Below are 20,171 nucleotides of genomic sequence, written 5' to 3'. Positions count from 1 at the left end.
AAGGATCAACTCATGAATCTGCAACTCGATGTTCTGCGCCAGGCCTATATCAAGGGCGAAACAACACCCCGCACATTGCTGCCTGCACTGCGCGAAAAAGCCGCCGCGCTGAATCCCGACTATCACCTGTTCATCCACTTGCTCAGTGTCGATGAACTGGAGCCGTACCTCGCCGCCCTCGACGGCCGCGACATCGACAGCCTGCCGCTGTACGGCGTGCCGTTTGCGATCAAGGACAACATCGATCTGGCGGGCATTCCCACCACCGCCGCGTGCCCGGCGTTCGCTTACACGCCACAGCGCTCGGCGACCATCGTCGAGCAGTTGATTGCGCTGGGAGCGGTGCCGCTGGGCAAGACCAACCTCGATCAGTTTGCGACTGGCCTCAATGGCAGCCGCTCACCCTACGGCGCATGTCCGAACAGCGTGTTGCCGCAATATCCGTCCGGAGGTTCCAGCGCCGGTTCGTCGCTGGCGGTGGCGTTGGGCGTGGCGAGTTTTGCCCTGGGCACCGACACTGCAGGGTCAGGGCGGGTGCCGGCGGCCCTGAACAACCTGGTCGGTTTGAAAGCCAGCAAAGGGCTGATCTCCACGGCCGGGGTGCTGCCGGCGTGCCGGACGCTGGATTGCGTCACCACGTTTACCGCGACCGCGCGCGAGGCCAGTCAGTTGTTGGCACTGACCGCAAAACTCGATCCACGGGATGAGTACAGCCGCCCTAATCCGGCGTGGAATGACGGCTCGGCATTCGGTGCGCCACAGCCGTTTCGCTTCGGGGTCCCGCGTGCGCAGGATCTGGAGTTTTTCGGCTGCGTCGAAGGCCCGCTGCTGTTCGGCGATGCCATCGACCGGCTCCAGGCCCTGGGTGGCGAAGCGGTCGAGCTGGATTTGTCGCCGTTCCTGGAAGCCGCACGCTTGCTGTACGAAGGGCCGTGGGTCGCCGAGCGCTACAGCGTGGCGGGCGAATTGATGGAAGAGAATCCCCAAGCGGTCTTGCCGGTGATCCGCGCCGTGCTGGCCAAGGCTGCGGCGGTGACGGGCGTGCAGACCTTCCGCGCCCAATATCGGCTGCAAGCCCTGAAAGCGCGTTGCGATCAGGCCCTCGAAAACCTCGACTGCGTGCTGACCCCGACCCTCGGCCGTCCCGTGACACTGGCGCAATTGGACGCCGAACCGGTGCTGCGCAATTCCGAACTCGGTTACTACACCAACTTCATGAACCTGCTCGATTACGCCGCCGTCGCCGTGCCAAGCGCGTTCATGGCCAATGGTTTGCCGTGGGGCGTGACGCTGTTCGGACGGGCGTTCACCGATCAATACCTGTTGAGCGTGGCGGATGCGCTGCAGCGCCAGCAAGATTGCGCGCAGCCATCACCTGCGAACGTGGCGCGCAATGACCGCGCGCGCGTGGTGGTGTGCGGCGCGCATCTGCAAGGTTTGCCGTTGAACGGGCAGCTCACGCAACGGGGTGGGCGCTTGCTGGAAACCACGTTCAGCTCGCCGGACTATCAACTTCACGCCCTGGCGGGTGGCCCACCGAAGCGCCCGGGCATGGTCAGAGTGAAGGATAGCGGCGTGGCCATTGCGGTGGAAGTCTGGGAGTTGCCGAGCAGCGAATTGGGCTCCTTCCTTACCGGTATTCCCGCCCCGCTCGGCCTGGGCAAGGTGCAACTGGCGGATGGGCGCTGGGAGAGCGGGTTCATCTGTGAGCCGTATGGCTTGGAGGGCGCCGTGGATATCAGCCATCTGGGCGGATGGCGGGCCTATCTGAAAACCCTGGCCTGAGGCGCTCCTTGGCAGGCGTGAGCCGGCTCGCGATAGCAGTGTTTGAGCCACACCATGGGTGAATGTCACGGCCCCATCGCGAGCAGGCGCACACCGATAAGGGGTGGCGCCACTTCAGGCCAGTACAGGAACGACCATTCGCACCGCACATGGAGCAGATATTTGCCCCGCAGTCCCGTTAGAATGTTTGCCATCGGGCCACTGCCAACGGATCTGCCATGCCGCATCGCTCTGCGCTGTACTCCCAACGTTCACTGGTGTTGACGCTGATCGCCCTGCTGGGCGCCGGTTTCCTCGCCACCTCGTTGCTCAGCTACTACGCCTCGCGCACGTCGATCCGCGACAACATCGTCAACACCGAACTGCCGCTGACGTCCGACACCGTGTATTCGGAAATCCAGAAAGACCTTGTCAGGCCGATCCTGATTTCCTCGATGATGTCCCGCGATACCTTCATGCGCGACTGGGTGGTAAACGGCGAACAGAACCCCGAGCAGATGACCCGTTATCTCGACGAAGTCATGACCCATTACGGCGCCTACACCGCGTTTTTCGTCTCCAACAGCACCCTCACCTACTACCACGCCAAAGGCGTGCTCAAGCAGGTCAAGGTCGAGGAGCCGCGTGACGCCTGGTACTTTCGCGTGCGCGACATGAAAGACCCGTACGAGATCAACGTCGACCCGGATCTGGCCAACAAGGACAACCTGACGTTCTTCATCAACTACAAGGTCTACGACTACCACAACCGCTTCATCGGCGCGGCGGGTGTCGGCCTGACGGTGGACGCGGTGATCAAGCTGATCGACAAATACCAACAGCGCTATCAACGCAGTGTTTACTTCGTCGACACCTTTGGCCGGCTGGTATTGACCGGTGCCCAGGGCGGACCTGAAGGCGCGCACATTGGCCAGAGCCTCGGCGAAATCGACAGCATGAAAAGCCTGGTCAGCCAATTGCCCAAGCCCCACAGCGGCAGCTACGAATACTCCGCCCACGGCCAGGGGCACTTCCTCAACGTGCGGTTTATCCCGGAGTTGAACTGGTACCTGTTCGTTGATAAACGCGAGGACGGTGCACTGAGTGAAATCCGTCAGTCGCTGTACCTCAATCTGCTGATTTGCCTGCTGGTGACCTTGATTGTGTTGGCAGTGCTGAACCGTGTGATCAAACGGTTTCAATCGAAAATCCAGGCCCAGGCCACGCTCGACAGCCTCACCGAACTGCCGAACCGGCGCGGCTTTGATCTGCTGGCCGCGCAAGCCCTGCACGAAGCGCAACGCGAGACCAAGCCGCTGACCGCGTTGCTGCTCGATCTCGATCACTTCAAAGTGCTGAACGACACCTACGGCCACATGGCAGGCGATCAAGTGTTGATCGGTTTCGCCCGGGATCTACAGAGTTGCCTGCGCCATGCCGACATCGTCTGCCGCTGGGGCGGTGAGGAATTTATCGTTTTGCTGAAGGACACCGACGGCGAAACCGGTCAGAACATTGCAGAGAAGATCCGTCAGCACGTCGAACAGCACGAATATGCCTACAACGGCCATACGCTAAATCTGACGGTGAGCATCGGTGCCACCACCCTGCAACGCGATGACACCTTGCACAGCCTGCTGTCCCGGGCCGATCATGCGATGTACCGGGCCAAGCAAACCGGCCGCAACCGCACCTGCGTGGAAATGCCCCACTCGACCTATGCCTGACATCAATGCAAGACCCGACCTCTGCCCGGCCTGCGGTGCCCGCAACGACTGCAGCCTGGCCGACCCACGCACCGCCGACCGCGCCTGCTGGTGCTACGGCGTGAGCATCGACCCGGCCGTGCTCGAAGCATTGCCGCCCGAACGGCGCGACACATCCTGCCTGTGCCCACGGTGCGCGCAGGTCCAGGCGCAACTGCAAGCGGCCAGCCAGACGATCCCGTAAGATGCGCGCCCCTTCACCCAGCGAAACCTGAACATGCGCGTTGACCGCTTCCTCAGCAATCTACCCCGCTACAACCGTCAGCAGGTTCGCCTGTTGCTGGTGGAAAAGCGCGTGCGGGTTGACGGAAAAGTCGTCATCGATCCCCACAGCGATGTACTGGAGTTCAGCCGCGTCGAAGTCGATGACCAAGTGCTGCAACTCGGCAAACCGGCGCGCTACTTCATGCTGCACAAACCTGCAGGTTGCGTCAGCGCCACCCGCGACCCACAACACCCGACCGTGCTCGACCTGATCGATGAGCCGGACAAAGACGACCTGCACATCGCCGGACGCCTGGACTTCAACACCACCGGGCTGATGTTGATCACCAACGATGGCACCTGGTCGCGACGCCTGACCCAGCCGCAGACCAAATTGCCGAAGGTCTATTACGTGGAGACCGAACAGGACATTGGCGCGCACTATGCGCTCACGTTTGCCGAGGGGATCTACTTTGCTTTCGAGGATCTGACCACGCAGCCGGCGCATCTGGAGTTGCTCGGCCCAAGGTCGGCGCGCTTGAGCATCGTCGAGGGCCGCTACCATCAGGTGAAGCGCATGTTTGGTCACTTCAACAATAAAGTCCTGCGCCTGCACCGCGATTCCATCGGCCCGTTGCTGCTCGATCACGCGCTAAAACCGGGCGAGTACCGCGCTTTGCGCACCGAAGAGATTCAATTGTTCTAAAGCCGCGACCGCTCAGCAGAAGTCGTCAAAGAATTTACCAACGGCACTTGCGCGATCCCGATCCCCCTGCTTGAATCAGGACGTCGGCCGAAATGTGACCGACGAGTCACAACATACCTCTAAGAAACTTTTTGCCGGTAGACAGCCCTCAGGGCTGCGCCTCAGCCGGCAGACTGCCCGCCAATAACAATACCCGTCGACCTGCCGTACCGGATCGACATGGGCCAAGCAAATTTCAGGCGTATGCCTACCTGTCACAAAGCTCGTGCAATCTCTATTTGCGCGCATACCCGCTTGCTTGCCAGGAGTCTTATGACATGAGGCCAGAAATCGCTGTGCTGGATATACAGGGTCAGTATCGGGTTTACACGGAGTTCTATCGCGCAGACGCCGCAGAAAAGACCATCATCCTGGTCAACGGCTCGATGGCCACGACTGCGTCGTTTGCACAGACTGTGAAAAACCTGCACCCGCAATTCAACGTGGTCTGCTACGACCAGCCCTACGCGGGCAAGTCAAAAGCCCACAACCTGCACGAGAAACATCTGACGAAAGAAGTCGAAGGGCAGATCCTGCTGGAACTGATCGACCACTTCGGCGCTGAGCATGTGCTGTCGTTTTCCTGGGGCGGCGCCGCCACACTGGTTGCCCTCGCACACCAGCCTCGGCGCATCGAAAAAGCCGTGATCAGCTCGTTCTCTCCGGTGATCAACGCGCACATGCTCGATTACCTGGAGCGCGGCGTCGACTACCTCGGCCAACGCGATGGCGATCGGGTAGGTGAACTGGTCAACAGCACCATCGGCAAGCACCTGCCGTCGCTGTTCAAGCGCTTCAACTACCGCCACGTCAGCAGCCTGGCCGAGCACGAATACGGGCAGATGCACTTCCACATCAGCGACGTGCTGCACAGTGATCGTCTGTGCTATTTGAATGCAGCGCAGAAAATCAACGTGCCGGTGCTGTTTCTCAACGGTGAATGGGACGAGTACACCGCCGCCGACGATGCGCGCCTGTTCGGCAACCATGTGGCGCAGAGCACCTTCACCACGCTGCAGGCCACCGGACACTTTCTCGACATGGAGCACAAGGCTGCCTGCCGAGATAGCCAGAACGCCCTGCTCGGCTTTCTGAAACCGGCACCGCAGGCGAGCCGAACGCGTTACTCGTTTGTTCAGGATCACCATGCACTGGCCATTTGAAAAAGCGTCGTCGCGAGCGAGCCTGCCGGGTTGAGGTTTTCGTTTACTGACCCGCAGCGCTCGCCCGCGATTGACCGTTTTCAGCGATTTAAAGCCATCGCACGCAAAAGAAAACTTCAAATTCGTTGGCGACTCTGGTACAAAGTCAGCCGCTCTGAGCGGGTATAGTTTAATGGTAGAACAGTAGCTTCCCAAGCTTCCGACGAGGGTTCGATTCCCTCTACCCGCTCCAATCGAATAGAGGTCTCACGTCGCACTGTTCGGCGGGGGATGCAGAAACAGAAAAAACCGGCCTTGATGGCCGGTTTTTTTACGCGCTGTAGAAAGCAAGCAGGGACTCGGTGTCGTACGCCGGAATGGCGAGAAACACCGGTTCGGGCTCGTTGGTAGAGCCCATGATTTGGCCTATCAAGTTACCGACCACCCTCCAGGCACACAAGCCGGCGAATTCTGGCGTACCGGCAGGCAACAGCTCAAGGGTTTGCAGGCTTCAGGACGTAACACCGAATACCTTTAAACACGGCCTCCAGAAAGCGTTTACGCACCCACATAAAACGGCGATTCGCCCGACATTACAGATCGACAACACTGCACCGGTTCTCACTTGGCGCGCGACCCGCTAGCATTTCCTCATCAACCACCCCCTCCCCCCTGCGCGGCCATCGACGAATACGCGTCATCACTTTCGAGGGAATCCCAATCACGGCCAATTTGCCGCTAACGACTGAACTCAAAAGAGCACTTCACCCATGACTCAAAACATTTACGACGATCCCGAGTTTTTCCAGGGCTACAGCCAGATGAACCGCTCCATCGGCGGCCTCGATGCGGCGCCGGAATGGCCGGCGCTCAAAGCGCTGCTGCCCCCCCTGCATGGTTTGAACGTGGTGGACCTGGGCTGCGGCTATGGCTGGTTCAGCCGCTGGGCCAGCGAACAGGGCGCGGCTAACGTGCTGGGGCTGGATGTCTCGGAAAAAATGCTGGAACGCGCACGCCAAACCACCACAGCAGCGAACATCCGCTACGAACGTGCCGACCTTGAACAACTCGACTTGCCCGCCTGCTGCTATGACCTGGCTTACAGCTCGCTCGCGCTGCACTACATCAAGGATCTGCCGGGGCTGTTTGCCCACCTCTACAGCGCGCTGAAACCGGGTTCGCACTTCGTGTTTTCCATCGAGCACCCGATCTTCATGGCACCGCGCAATCCGGGTTGGCTGATCGACAGTGAAGGTCGCAAGCGCTGGCCGCTGGACAGTTATCAGCTGGAAGGCGAACGCGTAACGAACTGGCTGGCCGAGGGCGTGATCAAACAGCATCGCACGGTCGGCACGTTGCTCAATTCATTGATTGGCGCGGGTTTCAGCATTCGCCATGTCAACGAATGGGGCCCAAGCGATGCGGATATCGCAGCGCAACCGGCGCTGGCTGAAGAACAGGAGCGGCCGATGATGATGTTGGTGGCGGTGCAACGCTGAGCACAAACCCATCGACCGCCGATAGCCGGTTTAGGGTGATAATGCGCGGGCGAATCAATCGCCCGCGCATTATCGGTTAACAAAATATCCGGTGTGCGCCGACGCAGCAAATCATCACTCAAGGAAGCAAGATGCAGATCACCCAAGGACAGCGGCTCCCCCTGTCAAACATTCTTCAGGGGCAATCGCTCACACTCGCGGTACAGATCCAGTCCAGCGACGTCATCGATTTCGTCTGCTTCGGCGTCGACGCGCAAGGCAAGCTTTCAGACGATCGCTACATGGTCTTTTTCAATCAACCGGCGACGCCATGCGCCAGCGTAAAAATCGAAGATCAGGGCCGCTTTCAAATCAACCTCGCGCAGTTACCCGCCTCCATCGACCGCTTGGTGTTCACAGCCTCCATCGACGGCCAAGGGACGATGAGCGCTATCGGCGCCAGTCACTTCTGTGTGTTCAACCCTGCCGGCCAGACCGTCGCTCAATGTGCGTTTTCCGGGGCGACGTTCAGCGCCGAGAAAGCCATCATGGTTGCCGAGTTGTATCGCAAGAACGGCGAATGGCGCCTGCTCTCGAACCTGCAAGGTTACGCACAAGGTCTGGATGCGCTGGTGAATCACTTCGGTGGCGAGGTCGCTGAAAGCCCTGCGCCAGCACCAGCACCAGCACCAGCACCCGCCAAAATATCCCTCGAGAAAAGAATCGCCGACGCCGCACCGCATCTGGTCAGTCTGGCAAAGAAAGCACAGATCAGCCTGGAAAAAGCCAACCTCACCCAAACCAAGGCCCGGGTTGTTCTGGTGCTTGATGCTTCTGGTTCAATGAACCATCAGTACGTCAAAGGCCGGGTGCAGGAAGTGGTCAACCGGCTATTGCCGCTGGCGGTATCGTTCGATGAGGACGGCGAGCTCGATTGCTGGGCGTTCGGCGCCAAGCCGTTGCGCCTCTCGCCGGTGACGCTGGGCAATCACAAGGCATTCATCGACACCGACAATAGAGGTTGGAGAAACTGGGAACTCGGCAGCCGGATCAACGATGAGCCGAAAGTCATCCAGAAAGTCGTGGAGCAGTTTAAGCAATCCGACGACGGCACGCCGATGTATGTCCTGTTCATCAGCGATGGCGGCGTGTCTGAAAGCCGCAAAATCACTCGCCTGATGGTCGACGCAGCGAACCTGCCGATTTTCTGGCAATTCGTCGGGCTCGGTGGCCACGGCTACGGCATTCTGGAGAAACTGGACACCCTGCCGGGACGCGTGGTCGACAACTGCGGCTTCTTTGCACTGGACGACCTGCACGACATCAGCGAGGAACAGCTCTATGACATGCTGATGGCCGAGTTCCCGATCTGGCTCAAAGAGGCCAAGGCCAAAGGCATTATTCGCTGACGGCATGCGGATGATTGCGCTGCCCGAACGCCGGGCAAGAAAAAGCCCCCTCGCGAGGGGGCCCCTCCCCACCCTTTCGGGTTAGCCGATGCTCACGCCGTGAGCTTCAGCCAGAGGCTTCAAGCCGCCAGCGAAACCCTGGCCGATCGCCTTGAACTTGAACTCTTCGCCGTTGCGATACAGCTCACCGAAGATCATCGCAGTTTCGGTGGAGGCGTCTTCGCTCAGGTCGTAGCGGGCCAGTTCTTTGCCGTCAGCCTTGTTGACCACACGGATGTAGGCGTTGGACACCTGACCGAAGCTTTGCTTGCGAGCTTCGGCGTCATGGATGGTCACCGAGAACACCAGTTTTTTCACAGCGGCAGCCAGGCCGTTGAGTTTGACGGTGGCTTGTTCGTCATCACCTTCGCCAGCGCCCGAGCGGTTGTCGCCCATGTGCTCAACGGAACCGTCGGCAGAGGTTTTGTTGTTGTAGAAAATGAAACCGTTGTCGTCGAGCACTTTGCCGTTTTCACCGACGATGAAAATCGACGCATCCAGGTCGAACTCGGCGCCGTCAGTGACACGCGGATCCCAACCCAGGCCCACGATCACTTCGGACAGGCCCGGAGCTTCTTTGGACAGCGAAACGTTGCCACCTTTGGACAGACTTACAGCCATGTTCAGATTCCTTTTGTTGGGGGTTGCTTAGAAGTTCATACCGTAGGAGTTGGCCAAGGCGCGCAGGCCGCCGGCGTAACCCTGACCCACGGCTCGGAATTTCCACTCGCCGTTGTGGCGATACAGCTCTGCGAACACCATCGCTGTTTCAGTCGAGGCGTCTTCAGCCAGGTCGTAACGAACCACTTCAGCACTGGTCACGTCATTAACGACACGGATGAAGGAACCACCCACCTGACCAAAGCTTTGCTTGCGCGCTTCGGCGTCGTGAATGGTCACGACGAAGACCACCTTGTCTACGTCAGCCGGGACACGGCTCAGGTCGACCTTGATCACTTCGTCGTCGCCGTCGCCAGCACCGGTGCGGTTGTCGCCAGTGTGCTCAACCGAGCCGTCCAGGCTTTTCAGCTGGTTGTAGAAAATGAAGTCAGCTTCGCTGCGGACCTTGCCGTTCGCACCCAGCAGAAGAGCGCTCGCGTCCAGGTCAAACTCGGCGCCGTCAGTTGCACGCGGATCCCAGCCCAGGCCGACCAGAATCTTGCTCAGGCTCGGGTCGGTTTTGGTCAAAGACAGGTTTGCACCCTTTTGAAGAGTCAGTGCCATGGGTATTACTCCTTGTGGTGAAGACGATTACTCATTGGTTTTCAAGCGGTGCATCTTCCTTTGCAGGGAAGATCAGACTCGCAACGACGCCTATCGCCAGAACAACCATCACGATCAGCAAACTGGTGTTCGCATCGATGGTATAGCCGTGATGAAACATGTGATCCGTTGCATTCAAGCCCAACTTGACAGCAATGAAGAACAACAGTGCGATAACCGATTTTTCCAGGTGGACCAGATAGCGTTTCAGGGCTTCGAGAACGAAGTACATGGTGCGCAGGCCCAGAATGGCGAACAGCATGGCCGAGTAGACGATCAGCGGCTCGCGACTCACGGCGATCACCGCCGGCACAGAGTCGAAGGCGAAGAGAATGTCGGACACTTCAGCCACCACCAGGCACAGGAACAGCGGCGTGGCGAACAGCGTGCCCTTGGCCGCGAGCGTCATGCCCTGGTGCTCAGGTTTCTTCAGTTCCACTTCCAGTTGCTTGCGGGACACAAAAAAGTTGTGGCCATACAGCTTTGGCCATACCGGAAAGAGCTTTTGCGCGAAGCGGTAGGCCATGTGCTTGGAATAGTCCTCCTCTTCTTCGTCATCACCGCCGCTGCGCAGCATCATGATGGCGGTCCAGGCGACGATCACGGCGAAAACCACCTCGACCCATGGGCCAAACGCCAACAGACCGGTGCCAATGGCAACGAAGATCCCGCGGAAAACGATCGCGCCGATGATCCCCCAGTACAGCACCCGGTGACGCATGCCATCAGGCACTTTGAACCAGGCAAAAATCGCCATGAACACGAACAGGTTGTCGACGCTCAGGACTTTCTCCAGGGCATAACCGGTGACAAACAGGCTCGCGACCTGCGGCCCGTGCTGGACATAGAGAAAGCCTGCGAATGCCAGCGAGATGGCAATCCAGAAAACCGACCAGATCGAGGCTTTAGCCAGCGAAATGGGCTTGTCGCCACGGTGCGTGACCATGTCGAGCAGCAGTGCGCCCAGCGCAATACCGACGAATACCGCCATGGTCAGTGGGGGGAATCCAATGTGACTGTCCAAGTACCGCTCCTTAAAGTTCGAAATCAGCCGGGTTCAAACCCAGTTCAAGGCAAATCTGACGGCAAGCCGCTTTTTCTTTGTCGTCGAAGTTGCCGTCCGACGCGCCGATAGCGCAGGCAACACGGACCAGCAAGCGGCCAGCACCGGCATCGTTCTTGATCTTGCCGATGGTCTTCAGCGCTTCCGCCTGACCGATCTGAAAGTCGAACTCAAACTTTTCGCAGTGAGCGTTGAAGGACTTGATGACGTCGGCCATGTTGAAAACCTTCAACTCCGACGAGTTGTTGATGAACCCGGCCATTTTGGTTTTCTCGGCGGAGGAGATCTCTCCGTCTGCAGCAGCGACCAATGCGCAGGCTGCGGTCGTGGCATCCATGAATTTCTGATTTTTGAACTTGCTGACCTCAGAGGTCAGTTTGTCGCGTGCCAATGCAGCGTTTTCTTTAAGCCATGCAAGCATTTTGAAGTCCTCTAAAAGGGCGGGGCCCCAAGCCCCGCCAAGGTAACTATTTCGAACCGGCGCGCCAGTTCATGCCCCAGCCGTAGGCTTTGTCCACCGCAGAATGCCCACGGTGGAAATCCACCCGCCGGGAAACCTTGACGGCGCCGTTGTCATTTTCGAGCATCGCAATGGCGCACATACCATCGCGTCCGCCCTCTTCGTTGAGGCGAACCTCGATCTCCGGCTGATTCGGGATGTAGATGGTTACGACGCCATCGGTCTCGCGCCAGTTAGGAGCCCCTTCGTAGATGAAGGCGAAAATCAGGATGCGGCGTACTTCAGCCCACTTAGCGCCATTGATGTGCAGCCACTCGCCACCGGCGACAGAGCCGGTACGGTCGTCACCCATCAGTTGGATGTAAGGCTCTTGGTTCAGGCTGCCGAAGCAGTTGCCAAGCGCTTGTACGACGCCCTTCTCACCGTCCTGCAACTCGTACAGGCAACCCACGTCGAGGTCGATCGAAGAACTGCTTTTGAAAAAGCCGCCAGAGCTGCGCTTGTTCCAGTTCAGGTTGACCTTGATCTCACCGAAACCGGCCGCGGTCTTCTCCAGACTGATAGAGCTGCGCGTCTTGTCGAGGGTCACCTTGCTCAGGCTGATCGACGACTTCGGCGCCGCAGGCGCAGGCGGCACGGGTGTTGGCGCGGGTGTCGGCGCCGCTGCCGGCGCGGCGACATCGACCCCGAAATGCCTGGCCAATGGCTCAAGCCCACCGTTGAAGCCCTGTGCAACACAACGGAATTTCCACTCACCCTGGCGACGATAAAACTCGCCCAGAATCAGCGCGGTTTCCTTCATGCCACTGGTAGGGATCTGCGCTTCGATACCACCGGACACCACGACCGACAGCTGCGAGACGCGCTCGAAACTGGCCTTGTTTTCGTAGATCGTGGCGGTCAGTGCGACCTTTTCCACGGCCGGCTCCAGTCGGCTCAGGTCAACTGTGAACACCGCCCGACCCGCCGAGGAGTCGGACAAGGTGACCGCCCCGCCCAGCACACTCGGCTGACCGTAAAAGCACATATCGCCATCGCCGCGAACCTTTGCCGTGGTTCCCAGAGCGAAGGCCGAGACATCAATATCGGCGCCTGGAATCGGCGAGTAATTGATGTCGACGCGAAGCGGGCCGCTGGCAACGGGTGCGTTGCCGCCCGGAGCAAGAGTGGCCATTAGCGCAGCGCCTGAACGGCCAGGTTCACCAGGTCATCGGCGGTACGGCCGTTGGTGGTCTGGCCGATAGCGGTGAACTTCCAGCCATCGCTATCACGAGACAGGCTAGCCATCACGATGCCGGTGTGGGCGCCACGCTCGGACAGATTGAAGCGGGCCAGCTCATTCTTGTTACTGGCGTTGACGATGCGGCAGTAGGCGTTTTCGACTTTTTCGAAGTTCTGCCCGGTGAAGCTGTTCACCGTAAAAACCAGGTGCTGGACGACCGCCGGCAGACGCTGCAGATCAACGTGGATAGTTTCGTCGTCACCCGCGCCTTCACCGGTACGGTTGTCGCCGGAATGCTGGATCGAACCGTCCTGAGATTTCAGTTGGCGGAACCACACCAGGTCGATCGGTTGAAGGCTGGCGTCGAGCAGGATGCACGAAGCGTCCAGGTCGATTTCACCACCATTGCCCATCAACTTGCCGAGAAAACCGGCCTTTACCGGGTCCCAACCCAGGCCGAGGCTGACGCTGGTCAGCGCAGTACCGGCGGTTTTTTCCAGGGAAATGGACTGTTTTTTACTCAGGGTAAGTGCCATCGTTACGCTCCTTGTTGGTCATCGTTGTTCATGTGGCGATCGGATGTGCGCGCCACATGCAAGTCGGCCTGCGCACCGCGCACGCCCGGATTTATTCCATTGGCGACCCGCAGACGTCCACGACGCCATGCCGGATGAAAATGCCGCCAGTGCGGTTCTTCGGCTGCGGCGAGCAACTCATGATCACCTCGGGTATCGCCCCAGGCTTTGATCCGGAATTGCTGCAAAACGCCGTAGACAGCCTCAAGCCTCTGGACTTTGTTCTCGCATCTGCAGTTGTTGCCGGTGATGTGCCCGGTCAATACGCCGTCCACCACTTGCAGCTCGGTGCCGATCAAACTGACGCCAAGACGCTCGGCGAAAGGCTGCAGTACCAGCGCCGGTGAAGCTGAACAGAGCGTCACCACCGCGCCGGATTTGATCTCGGCCTCAATCGCCAGCAAACCCGAAGGGCGCATCAATCGCGGCCAGACCCGCGTGCAATAACTCGCGGCTTGCTGTTGCAGCCACTCAAGCTTCACACCGGTCAGAAACGTGCGAATCAACTGCGCCTTGAGTTCGTCACGGCTCATGCGCCGCACGACAAATCGCAGGCTGGGTAGCGCCAGACGGAGCAGGCGCCGATTGAACTCCCGCACTCCGAATGCAAACTTCAGAAACGGTACGAAACTGTCGTGCCGGGTCAACGTGCCGTCGAAGTCGAACACCGCAAGGACTGGCCGCTGCAGCGCGGTTGCATTGTCGATCTGCTCTTTCATCCTGCGGCCTCAGCCAGACGAATCGATGTTTCGCCGGCACCGGTTTCCGCATGACGGATACCGTGCCACCGCGCGCGCTCAAGAATCCGGATCGCCCATTTGTAATGGGTCGCGGGCTCACACATGGCGTCGTTATGTCTGAATACCGCCGGTGCTACGTCGCTGACGATCAGTTTGGCGCTGTTGAAATCCTCGAGGCTGACGCGCAAGGTGTCCTGAATGATTTCGATCTGACTGGGATGAATGGCGGTCTTGCCGACCAGACCATGGGCGATATCGAATTCCAGTTCTTCCTTGAGCAACTGCGGCGACGCCAGTTGTTCGAACACCGGTGCCGTCAACGCAAAACCTTGCGACCCCATCACCCCTGCCAACATCGCAATCACGTATCCCATCGGCGTGCTGTAGAGCGTGGTGCTCGGATTGCGACGCAGGCCTAGGCTGCCCATCAAGTCGTTTCCACCGATGCGCAAGGCGATGATTCGCTGGTCGAGGCTGGCCTTGAGCGCCTGCCCCAGTTCAACCATGGCGACAGGATTGAAGACATCCGTGGTTTCCAGCGTCGGCATCAGGAACAGCGCGGGATTAGTCACGGCCTGCTCCCAGGCGCCCAGATTGGCCAGCGTCAGTTTCGGGATGACGAATCCATCGACATGCGACATCAGCGGCCAGTCGTTGAGTACCGCAGCCATCTGCGAGTCACGCGGACGAACAAACAACAACGGGCCGCCCTCGGGACGACCGCCACGCTCATCGATAACCGTCAGCAAGCCATGCAGATTGGCCAGCGCCGTTTCGATATCAATGTCTGCAATCGCGTCCTCGAGGCAAACCACCAGGGAGCGAAGTTCCGGCAATTTGCTTCGGAACACCACATCAAGCAGATCCGGCCGGGTGGCGGGCATGTAAAGCGTGGCACCGAGGGCATAGGGCGAGAGGGTCTTCATCAGCCCAGACTCCGAATGATCGTCACTGCCCGGTAAGGCCCCAACTGCGCACCGACTTCCTCGACTGGAACGCCGGCAGCTTCTGTCAGGTGCATCAGCAATTGCACATCGCTGTCGCTACGGTCGCGGATCAACACATGGTGCGGGACACGACGCAACACGGCGCGTGTCGCCTCGGCGATGCCCGGCTTGACCCGATTGAGATTGGTCACGTCAAAACGTGCCGCCAGCGATTCGACGACGTGGGTGGCCGCGCCCTGGAGTTCGAGACGCTGTTCGTCGCTCCACGGCAGGGCTTTGGGAACGATGCCCAAGACTTTGCGCTGGGCTTCGATCTGCTCGATGAATACCTGTGTCACATCGTGCTCCTGCAGGTGGTCATAGACCACGCAGCCGTGCAGCCCGCCGTTTACAGGCCAGATCGAACGTGAAACGAGACCGGAGACTGTGGCTCCCAGAATCCCCGAGGGGATGACCCAATCCTCAGCGGACGCCGCCATCCATGCTCGGCCGCAAGGATCGGCCAGCACGACAAGTCGCGGGGATTTCGGGAAGCGTGCATCAGCGCCCAGGCTGCGCTGAATTTCGCCACTGATCGCGCCCTTACCGGTCCAGCCATCGACGAAGACGATGTTCTCGGCCCCGTGAGTCTGAATGATGGCCTCCAGGGCAACCGTGTCGATGCCGCGATCACGGACGATGCTGATGCCGTAATGGAAGGCTTCGCGCCCCATCTCGATCAACGCACGACGCAACAGCACACCCAGCGGGAGGCCGGCGCGTACGAACGACACCAGCACGATAGACGTGCCGGTACACGCCTCATTCAAACCTAGCGCCAGTGCTTGAACATCCGTGGCCATGCGCGCACCGTTTTGCGCCAGAACACGCTCGTACAGTGCCTTGTGAGTTTCACTTGGGGCGCTTTCCTGACTGATCATTTCAGAATAGTGCTTCTGCTTCGTTTGAATCAGTCGCTCTTTTTCCTCGACGTCCGTCACGTCCATCTGCACGGCCTGCAACAGGAAATGCACGTCATCCGACGCATAGCTCCCGCTACCCACCGTTACCAGGTCGGTGATGGTTTCATTCATGGATCGAAGCCCCTGCCCGCTTGGCCAATTGGCTGCGCGTCGGAGTCGCCCACAGGTGGCACTCCTCCATGAAGGCCAGATCGGTGATGCTGTCGCCAAAGCCCAGCACAGGGCGTTCACCGTTGATTTCGCGATCACGGCGCAACCACTCCTGAACCGCTGCCTGCTTGGACAAGCCCTGCGGCAGGAACGCCAGGTTGTTGCTATTGGCGTGAATATGCATGCCATCCAGCAATCCCTGAGCCTGAACCTCAGCCAGCACCGCGCTCAGCACCTCGTCACTGGACTCGTTGTGCTTGGTCACCACGTAGTGGCGCAACCCCTGCTCTTCAACTACCCAACCGCGCAAGGAAATGCCCAACTGCCGGCCAATGGCGAGCGTCGCCTCACTAAGCTCCGGCAGGCGGCTTTGGTAGGCCGCTAGGATATCGCTCATGCGGTCCTGCCAGGCCTGATCGAGTGTGCCGTCCGGTCCCAGGATCACACCACCATGGGAGCAGATGGCGCCGTGTTGAAATGGCAGCTTGACCCGCGTGAACGCTTCTACGCTGCGCGCCGTTACCGCTACCACATCGGTCGTTGCCAGCAGCCATTCGGCCATCGACTTCTGCACAGGGCTCATGTAGCCGTTGGGCTGGCCGTGTATATCAAGTGTCGCCGTGTGGCGTGGTGTGCCTTCTTTCATCTTGCGCGCGGTTTGAAACAACGTGTCGTCGAGATCAACCAACGCCAAGGGGCGATTAATTGTCATCGACGATCACCTGCGCGTTCAAAGTCTGCAGCAACTCGGCAGAGACCGCCTGCGCGGGGGTTTCCGAACAGATCAGCACCCGATCGAATTGACCCGGGCGCACGTTGTAGAGGAAGTTGGGAATGCCCAGGCCGTAGTTATCAGCGAACGATAAGGCGTGCTCGATCACATGGCCCAGTGCAATCGGCGAGCGGCTGGTCGAACTGAAATGCACATCCGCGCCCGCGCGCTCCAGACGTTCGGCGAGCAGGAACGGACGCCAGACAAACTCACTGGTGCCCACGACCAGAATCCGCTCGCCGGGTTGTACGTGAAGGTCTGGGGCCAACGAGTCGCCAACAGAGCGCACGCCCAAGCGTCCCCAGTCATTATCCGAATTCACCGGCCAGTCACCGGCGGCAATAGTGCCCACCGCAGGCATATCGGGCAATGGCGCATCGGGATCTTCAATGAATTGGTAAGAGCCCTGCAACAGGGACACTTGATGCACGCAATCACCCAGCGCATCACGCACTGCGCCGCCGGACCAATCCGTCAGCACACAGGTCACGACTTGTTCGACTTTATTCAGACCGGCATCGACCAGAGCACGGTGCAGATTGATGAACGTCTTGCCCGTCGAGGCCTCGTCATCAACCAGCACCAGCGAACGGGCATTGAGCATCTGCTCACGCACTTGCGGATCGACTGGCAAGTGAATCAGATGCGCACTGGCATGGCTGTGTTCTTCTTCAAAGCGGGTAAACAACTCGGTTCCCGTGGGATGACGGGTGCTGACCATATACACCGCATCGGGGCGAGTGGCGCTATATGCCCGATGCACGCCGGCACCGAGGCCGACGGCGGTTTCGGCCATGCCGATGACCAGGACAGGCCCCGGCAAATCCGCCGGTATTTCTGCGGCCAGGCTTTCAAAACTGGCGGCCATCACCGAGGGACGCACCGGAATATGTCGTCCGAGCACTTTAGACACGAACAGGAATGCCCGCTTCGGATTACGACGCTCGGCGAAGCCGAACAATGAGTCGGGGGCAATGACAGCATCATCAACCTTGACGTCAAGACGTCCACGCATCAGTTGTGCGCTCAGCGCTTTCGTTGCTGTACGAGGTTCCATTAACAAATTCCTGCCTTGGCGTAGGATTACGATCCAGCGCCTCTTCCGTGGGTTTCAATTCAAAGATGAATCAGAGATTGGTCGCTTCCACCCGCCACATTGATGTTTGAGCTTCGCGAGCTAACTGCGCAGCGGTGAACGTCTGGCCAGATGCATTTTTTTTGCCATCAACACGACAGGCATCAAGGAAAGAAATCAGCAGCGATGCTTTCACCGCAAAATTCATGTTCTGTGCATCGGGTACCGATGAGGTGACGAGACCGACCACGGCTCCCGAAAAATCAAACAGCGGGCTGCCGCTGGACCCAGGCTGGATGGCAGCAGTGAACTGCAAAAGACTGGCGTCGTTGTGCAAACCGAACAGCGCCGACACCCCACCTTGAGTGACGTGAACGCCGCCACCGGCAAAACCGGCCAGTGGAAAACCCAACGCGACAATGTCTTCACCCAGATCGCAACCGAATCCGGACTTGAAGGCCACAGGCTTCAACGCGGGGGAATCGATCACCCGCAGCAAGGCGATATCGTTACGCCGATCGATGACCACGGGGTCAACACGATAGCGCCCGTCAAACGAGGCGATGTGAATCTCACGCATGCCTTCAATAACGTGGGCACAGGTCATGACATGGGTGGCCGAGACGGCGAATGCTGTACCGGTGGCGCTGCTCGCGGATCGCCCAGCCCCTGGCGCGTTTGGGCGTCCCTTGGGATGCGCTTCGTCGATCTCGAGACCGATGCGACGGCCGAGCGCCGCCAGACCGTAGGCAGAACCCTCGGCCAACGCGCGAAATTTCCATTGCTGATTGCGGCTGTAAAACTCGCCGATGATGATGGCGGACTCGCCGTTTTCACGAACATCCAGGGAATGCTCGATCTGGCCATCCACCTGCAGGTGCAGATTTCTCAGCTCACTGATCGGGCCGATGGCTGAAAACGTGTAAACCACAAGAAGCACGCGATCGCTGCCCGCCGGGAGTTCATCCAGGTTGAGCTTGCAGCCGACTTTTTGCTGATCACCTACCCATTCCATCCACGCGCGTGGCGTTTGAAAAAGGGCGGCATCACCTTTCGGGCGGCGTTTGTCATCAACCGGCAATATGGCAACAGCGGCATACTCCCCAAAAGCCGAAGAGTTTCCGCACTCCAGAGTCCATTCACTCCGGGCGCTTGATACTGCGGTGTTTGCGCCAGGCGCGAGCACCATCATTCCTTGAAAACTCCTTGTTTTGCTTCCTGCGTGGGTCGCTGTCGAACCACACAAACGCGCAAATAGTACCAGACTTCATATGTCTATTTAATATCAGGGGAGTGTTACCGCAGCAACGCTGATACCTTTTACACGCACGTTCGACTGCCAAACACCCGGCGGCTCTGGCAAACCCAGTCGGCGAGTGGCGAATATGCCGGGGAGGTTCAAACCGGCCGCCCGGGTGTAACCGATGCCTCCCGAATAACGAGCGTTTATCTCCAGCAGGTGTGGTTTACCGTCTGAGTTGTCGCGAGTCTGGACATTGACAATGCCATCACATTTGAAGTGCTCGGCGGCCCGGAGGGCGAGCTCTACGGCGGCGCCTTCACGTTCAAAAACCTGGTGCAGCCCTTTTTTGCGACGACCAACGAAAGCAATGGGGCGACCGGCTTCGCACACCATATCAACCGAACATTCGTTTCCGGGCATGTAGGGCATCACGAGCATCGGTGGCGGCGGCGTAACCGCCGAGTGGTAGGCGTGCATATAGAGGTCGAAGTTGACCTCACGCGCATCCGGGTTGGCGAAGCAGCGGAAAGGGTCGGCGCTTGCCTTGAACCGCCAGAAGCCTTGGCCATAAATACCCACAGCCGGTTTGACGCAGACTTCGCCCAAGGCGCCGAGCGCCTGAAAGGCCGCGAGCATTTCTTCGGCATTGGCGGCGGTGATCGCTGGCACGCAGGCCAGGCCCACGCGTTCCGCTTCTGCCGTGAACTGGCTTTTGTCATCGACCAGATCAAATGTATTCAAAGAAAGCGCACCGGTGACCAGTACGAGGCCAGCACGCTCGAAACGCTCCCGATCGTGCTCGAACTCCCGACCCACTCGACCTGCCAGGACGACTTTGATTTCATGAGCCAGCGCGGTGGAAATGACCCAATCGATACGCTCTTGATTGTCCGCAGGCTCGGTGAAACTGACGTCGGCAAGCGAGGTGATTTCAGGACGCTCCTGTCGATGCGAGGCATAAACCTTTACGTCGGCCGGCAGCGCCTCGCGCGCACCGAGAATGATGTCCCGTTGACTGGACTGCCCTTCTAGAAACCAGATCACTATGTTTACCCTTCCTTGTACAGACACCGAAAGCCGCGACATTTCTTGAACACGTCGCTAGACCCGCACCATGGGTGCGGACAGTACCGCCTTCCCACACAAACTCAA

Annotated in this window: 20 protein-coding genes and 1 tRNA gene; 8 read left to right on the top strand and 13 right to left on the bottom strand. The window is 59.2% G+C overall.

The features are described 5' to 3' along the window. Nucleotides 1-12: 12 nt before the first annotated feature. From atzF to AACY02_RS03190, 8 genes are all read left to right on the top strand, one after another. Nucleotides 13-1,785, top strand: a complete 1,773-nt coding sequence (gene atzF, locus AACY02_RS03225; RefSeq protein WP_339430722.1) for an allophanate hydrolase — start codon at nt 13-15, stop codon at nt 1,783-1,785. Nucleotides 1,786-2,003: 218 nt separating this feature from the next. Next, entirely contained in the window at nt 2,004-3,491 is a 1,488-nt protein-coding gene (locus tag AACY02_RS03220; RefSeq protein WP_339430721.1) for a sensor domain-containing diguanylate cyclase, read from the top strand. Next, a complete protein-coding gene (locus AACY02_RS03215) occupies nt 3,484-3,714 on the top strand; it encodes a cysteine-rich CWC family protein (RefSeq protein WP_339430720.1) in 231 nt (76 codons plus the stop codon). The genes AACY02_RS03220 and AACY02_RS03215 overlap by 8 nt, the downstream gene beginning before the upstream one ends. A gap of 33 nt (nt 3,715-3,747) precedes the next feature. Next, complete coding sequence (locus tag AACY02_RS03210) at nt 3,748-4,440, top strand: pseudouridine synthase (RefSeq protein WP_339430719.1); 693 nt, start codon at nt 3,748-3,750, stop codon at nt 4,438-4,440. 317 nt (nt 4,441-4,757) lie between these two features. Beyond that, entirely contained in the window at nt 4,758-5,642 is an 885-nt protein-coding gene (locus AACY02_RS03205; RefSeq protein ID WP_339430718.1) for an alpha/beta fold hydrolase, read from the top strand. A gap of 158 nt (nt 5,643-5,800) precedes the next feature. Further along, nucleotides 5,801-5,874: transfer RNA gene (locus AACY02_RS03200), tRNA-Gly, on the top strand. Nucleotides 5,875-6,391: 517 nt separating this feature from the next. Further along, on the top strand, nt 6,392-7,120 hold the full coding sequence (locus tag AACY02_RS03195; RefSeq protein ID WP_339430717.1) for a class I SAM-dependent methyltransferase: 729 nt from the start codon (nt 6,392-6,394) through the stop codon (nt 7,118-7,120). 131 nt (nt 7,121-7,251) lie between these two features. After that, the gene (locus tag AACY02_RS03190) at nt 7,252-8,508 is read left to right on the top strand and encodes a VWA domain-containing protein (protein ID WP_339430716.1); all 1,257 of its coding nucleotides are present in this window, start codon (nt 7,252-7,254) and stop codon (nt 8,506-8,508) included. An 81-nt stretch (nt 8,509-8,589) separates the two neighbouring features. Here AACY02_RS03190 and AACY02_RS03185 read toward each other — a convergent pair whose 3' ends face one another. From AACY02_RS03185 to AACY02_RS03125, 13 genes are all read right to left on the bottom strand, one after another. Further along, nucleotides 8,590-9,168: a TerD family protein gene (locus AACY02_RS03185; RefSeq protein WP_221731360.1), complete on the bottom strand. Its 579-nt coding sequence runs from the start codon at nt 9,166-9,168 to the stop codon at nt 8,590-8,592. 27 nt (nt 9,169-9,195) lie between these two features. Further along, nucleotides 9,196-9,771 carry a TerD family protein gene (locus AACY02_RS03180; RefSeq protein ID WP_339430715.1) on the bottom strand — a complete coding sequence of 192 codons (576 nt, stop codon included), beginning with the start codon at nt 9,769-9,771 and terminating at the stop codon, nt 9,196-9,198. A 31-nt stretch (nt 9,772-9,802) separates the two neighbouring features. After that, nucleotides 9,803-10,801, bottom strand: coding sequence for a TerC/Alx family metal homeostasis membrane protein (locus AACY02_RS03175; protein ID WP_221731472.1), 999 nt, complete (start codon nt 10,799-10,801; stop codon nt 9,803-9,805). 43 nt (nt 10,802-10,844) lie between these two features. Continuing rightward, nucleotides 10,845-11,294 carry a tellurite resistance TerB family protein gene (locus tag AACY02_RS03170; RefSeq protein WP_221731362.1) on the bottom strand — a complete coding sequence of 150 codons (450 nt, stop codon included), beginning with the start codon at nt 11,292-11,294 and terminating at the stop codon, nt 10,845-10,847. A 46-nt stretch (nt 11,295-11,340) separates the two neighbouring features. After that, a complete protein-coding gene (locus AACY02_RS03165) occupies nt 11,341-12,507 on the bottom strand; it encodes a TerD family protein (protein ID WP_339430714.1) in 1,167 nt (388 codons plus the stop codon). Continuing rightward, entirely contained in the window at nt 12,507-13,091 is a 585-nt protein-coding gene (locus AACY02_RS03160) for a TerD family protein (RefSeq protein WP_221731364.1), read from the bottom strand. The genes AACY02_RS03165 and AACY02_RS03160 overlap by 1 nt, the downstream gene beginning before the upstream one ends. A gap of 2 nt (nt 13,092-13,093) precedes the next feature. Beyond that, complete coding sequence (locus AACY02_RS03155) at nt 13,094-13,849, bottom strand: HAD family hydrolase (RefSeq protein ID WP_339430713.1); 756 nt, start codon at nt 13,847-13,849, stop codon at nt 13,094-13,096. Continuing rightward, complete coding sequence (locus tag AACY02_RS03150; RefSeq protein ID WP_339430712.1) at nt 13,846-14,796, bottom strand: HpcH/HpaI aldolase/citrate lyase family protein; 951 nt, start codon at nt 14,794-14,796, stop codon at nt 13,846-13,848. The genes AACY02_RS03155 and AACY02_RS03150 overlap by 4 nt, the downstream gene beginning before the upstream one ends. Next, entirely contained in the window at nt 14,796-15,890 is a 1,095-nt protein-coding gene (locus AACY02_RS03145) for a cysteine protease StiP family protein (RefSeq protein ID WP_339430711.1), read from the bottom strand. Before AACY02_RS03145 ends, AACY02_RS03150 begins: the two co-directional genes overlap by 1 nt. Continuing rightward, on the bottom strand, nt 15,883-16,641 hold the full coding sequence (locus AACY02_RS03140; protein ID WP_339430710.1) for a trehalose phosphatase: 759 nt from the start codon (nt 16,639-16,641) through the stop codon (nt 15,883-15,885). The genes AACY02_RS03145 and AACY02_RS03140 overlap by 8 nt, the downstream gene beginning before the upstream one ends. Beyond that, nucleotides 16,631-17,758 carry a phosphoribosyltransferase domain-containing protein gene (locus tag AACY02_RS03135; RefSeq protein WP_339430709.1) on the bottom strand — a complete coding sequence of 376 codons (1,128 nt, stop codon included), beginning with the start codon at nt 17,756-17,758 and terminating at the stop codon, nt 16,631-16,633. The genes AACY02_RS03140 and AACY02_RS03135 overlap by 11 nt, the downstream gene beginning before the upstream one ends. Before the next feature lie 70 nt (nt 17,759-17,828). After that, nucleotides 17,829-18,968: a trypsin-like peptidase domain-containing protein gene (locus tag AACY02_RS03130; RefSeq protein WP_339430708.1), complete on the bottom strand. Its 1,140-nt coding sequence runs from the start codon at nt 18,966-18,968 to the stop codon at nt 17,829-17,831. A gap of 93 nt (nt 18,969-19,061) precedes the next feature. Beyond that, on the bottom strand, nt 19,062-20,063 hold the full coding sequence (locus tag AACY02_RS03125; protein WP_339430768.1) for an ATP-grasp domain-containing protein: 1,002 nt from the start codon (nt 20,061-20,063) through the stop codon (nt 19,062-19,064). Nucleotides 20,064-20,171: the final 108 nt, after the last annotated feature.

Source organism: Pseudomonas sp. EA_65y_Pfl2_P78, assembly GCF_963970495.1.
Taxonomy (GTDB): Bacteria; Pseudomonadota; Gammaproteobacteria; order Pseudomonadales; family Pseudomonadaceae; genus Aquipseudomonas; species Aquipseudomonas baetica_A.
The sequence above is the reverse complement of the archived record's forward strand: the minus strand, read 5'-3'. Positions and strand labels throughout refer to the sequence as shown.